At 50.3% G+C, this 3,302-nt stretch carries 3 protein-coding genes; 1 reads left to right on the top strand and 2 read right to left on the bottom strand.

What is annotated here, in order from left to right; genetic code table 11:
* Positions 1–1,229, bottom strand: a 1,229-nt coding sequence (locus Q0140_RS11480; protein ID WP_297964711.1) for a DUF2130 domain-containing protein, incomplete at its 3' end; no start/stop codon positions are given.
* Positions 1,222–2,730, bottom strand: a complete 1,509-nt coding sequence (gene putP / locus Q0140_RS11475) for a sodium/proline symporter PutP (RefSeq protein ID WP_297964709.1) — start codon at positions 2,728–2,730, stop codon at positions 1,222–1,224. The genes Q0140_RS11480 and putP, both read right to left, overlap by 8 nt.
* 123 nt (positions 2,731–2,853) lie before the next feature.
* Here putP and Q0140_RS11470 point away from each other — a divergent pair.
* A partial coding sequence (locus Q0140_RS11470) for an ABC transporter permease subunit (RefSeq protein ID WP_297964707.1) occupies positions 2,854–3,302 on the top strand: 449 nt, incomplete at its 3' end.

The following is a 3,302-nucleotide window of genomic DNA, read 5'->3' as shown; positions in this document are numbered from 1 at the left end:
GCGATGCTTCTGATGCTTGCGTGCATCGCGATCGCTCCGTCTCGCGCACGCGCGATCTGTTTTTCGCGCTGTTTCCAGATGCGCTCCATCGCGTTGCGCTCCTTATTTAGGCTCTCCTGCATGCCGACGAATGCCGATACGATCGTCTTTATCTGGTTTGCAAACTCGGGCGAGGTCAGATAGTCGTAGAGCATCGCCGTTTTGCTGTCCTGATTTTGCCCCGATCTTTTGGCAAACGCAAGCGCCACGACGTGTTCGCGCAAGACGGCGCAAAGCCCCTTAAATTCCTCAAACGAACAGATCCAGATGCTAGCATCGCTCGGCGCTTGATGCAGCCTAGGTCTGTGAGGCGGCATCTGCTCGGTGACGATAACGCCGATCTGCGCGCCCTCGCCTATCATATCGTCTTTGAGTTTGTCGATCCATTTGGGCTCGAAGCTTTTCGTGCGCTTGCTCTCGTATAAAATTTTACCGCAGCCCGCAAACTCCCTCGTATGCACCATCTGCACGCAGTCTGCGCCGCGCGCGCCCTTTTTGACCTCATCTATCTCGTCCAAAGGAAAGTTTAGCCGCAGATACTCCTGCAGCGCGAGCTCCTGTACCTCGCCCTGAAGCTGCTGCGAGCCCACTTCCGAGCGGCGCTTGAGCTCGTTTATTTGGCCGATTAGGCTTTGGATCTGCTCATCTTTTTGGCGGAATTTCAGCTCGTTTTCCTGCGAAATTTGCTTCGAAAGCCGCTCGCGCTCTTGGTTTACGCGGTTGGTTAGCTCGATCTCGGATTTAGCTTTATTCTCGGCTTCAAGCTCGCTAAATTTACGCTTTTGCGCCTCCATTTCGGCCTTTATTAAATTTAGCTCGGAAATTCTTTGCGATTTTTCTTGCAGCTCCTTTTGTAAAATTTCAAATTTCGCCGCGTTTTCGCTCTCGATCTGAGATTTTGCGAGCGCTAAAATTTTCTCCCGCTCGCTGTTTAGCGCAGAATCGGTCGCCGCTTTTACGCGCTGCTCGAATGCGTTTTCCTTCGCTTGCAGCTGCGCCAGATGCTTCGCGTACTCCTCGCGCTTAGCGGCGATCTCGGCTTCAAATTTAAGCGTGGCTTCGTTTTGCTGCTGCTGCCACTTTCGCTTCTGCTGCAAAATTTCATCTTCAAACTTAGCCTTGATATCGCGCTGCAGCGCCTCGTCTATATCGATCAAAGAGCCGCAGTGCGGGCACTTTACGTTAGCCATTTTTACTTCCCAAACTCTGCTCTTTCATCTTTTCAAATTCCTGCGAAATTTGCGCGGCATTAGGCTCATCCGCCATCTTATCGAGCACGGAGTTGTAGCGATTTACGAGCAGTATCGCAAGCGCCGAAAAGCAAAAGCCCGGCAGTAGCTCATAAACGACCGCCGAAAGTCCCGATAAGATCCAGCAAATTACCGTGATACCGCCTACGAGCATGCCTACTAAAGCAGAGAGCGCGCTCATTTTTTTAGAATACAGGCTGAAAAGAAGCACCGCTCCAAAGCTCGCGCCAAATCCCGCCCAGGCGTTGCCCACGACGTTTAGCACCGTATCGTTTGAGCCAAACGCCAAGATCGCGGCGACCGCGGCGATGATCACGACGGCGATACGGCTGCTTAGCGTCTGCGTACGCTCGCTTACCTCTTTTTTATAAAACGCGAAGATAAAATCCTTCGTAACCGCGCTAGCGCTTACCAAAAGCTGGCTTGAGATGGTGCTCATAATCGCCGCCAGCACCGCAGAGATTATCACGCCTAGGATAAATGGATGAAAGAAAATTTTACCGAGCTCTAGGAAAATTTTTTCGGGATCGTCTATGCTAAGGCCCTTTTGCGAAAAATACACAAAGCCGATCAGGCCGCTAAGCATCGCGCCCGCAAGACCTAGCACCATCCACGAAATTCCGATGCGGCGCGCGCTATCAAGCTCACGCGAGCTTCTGATCGCCATAAAGCGCACGATGATGTGCGGCTGACCGAAGTATCCGAGCCCCCAAGCAAGCAAGCCTAAAACGCCCAAGAAGCTTTGATTGTAAAATAGATCGAGATGGCTTGCGCCGTAGAGCCGTACCTGCGCCAAAAAGGAACTGTCCGCGGGGATCTGCAGCGCGCGGTAAGAAAACAGAGGGATCAAAATAAGCACCGCAAACATCAGTGCGCCCTGAAACGCGTCGGTGATCGCGACGGCCTTAAATCCGCCGAAAAAGGTATAAAACACGACGATTAAGATCGTAGCGACCGCGCCGTAGGTAAAATTTAGCCCGAAAAAGCTCTCAAAGGTCTTGCCGCCTGCGATGATGCCGCTGCTAACATAGAGCGTAAAAAATATGATGATCAAAAGCCCCGAGATGATGCGAAGCGTCTTGGTATGGTCTTTGAAGCGGTTTTCTAAAAAATCGGGGATCGTTACGCTGTCGCTTGCTACCTCGGTGTAAATTCTAAGCCTTTTGGCAAGAAATTTATAGTTGCACCACGCGCCCACGCAAAGCCCTAGAGCTATCCAGATATTGCAAATCCCCGTCGCAAACATCGCGCCCGGCACTCCCAAAAGCATCCAACCGCTCATATCGCTAGCGCCCGCGCTAAGCGCCGTTACGAATGGGCCTAGGCGGCGATTATCGAGCAGATACTCGCTTAAGCTCGCATTCTTGTCATAATAATACCTACCTATAAAAATAAGCGCGCCGAAATATACCGCGATTGCGCAATAGGTCCAAAAGCTCATCCTGTCATCCTTTTAAAAAAGCTAATTCTACCCTACTTCAAATAAAATTTCGCTTTTGAAATTTAGCCAGATTTTAACGAAATTTTAGTATTCTTCGCTTCTAAATTTAACCAAAAGGCGTCTGTGTTGAACGAGAAAATTTTTAAAATCGCGTTTTTTTTGGTAGTAGTTTGCGTAGGGCTCTATTTCACCTACCCTGTCGAACTAACTCAGGCGCAAAAAATTTCATATCTCAGAAGTTACGGCATCACGCTCATTTTAACCTCCGGCGGTATCGCCATCGGTATAGTTTTGGGTTTTATTTTGGCATTTTTGAGATTTTTGGATATTAAACCGATAAGGCTCATCATCGACGAGTACGTAGACATCATCCGCGGCACGCCGATCGTAATCCAGCTAATGGTGTTCGTATTTATAATATTCGCTACCTGGTCGAATAACATCCTCTCGGCGATCTTCGCGCTGGGGCTTAATAGCTCCGCCTACGTCGCAGAGATCGTGCGCAGCGGCATAAACAGCGTAGATCGCGGCCAGATGGAAGCCGCGCGTGCGATGGGTCTAGGCTACGGCAC

The organism is uncultured Campylobacter sp. (assembly GCF_938045405.1).
GTDB lineage: Bacteria > Campylobacterota > Campylobacteria > Campylobacterales > Campylobacteraceae > Campylobacter_B.
The sequence above is the reverse complement of the archived record's forward strand: the minus strand, read 5'-3'. Positions and strand labels throughout refer to the sequence as shown.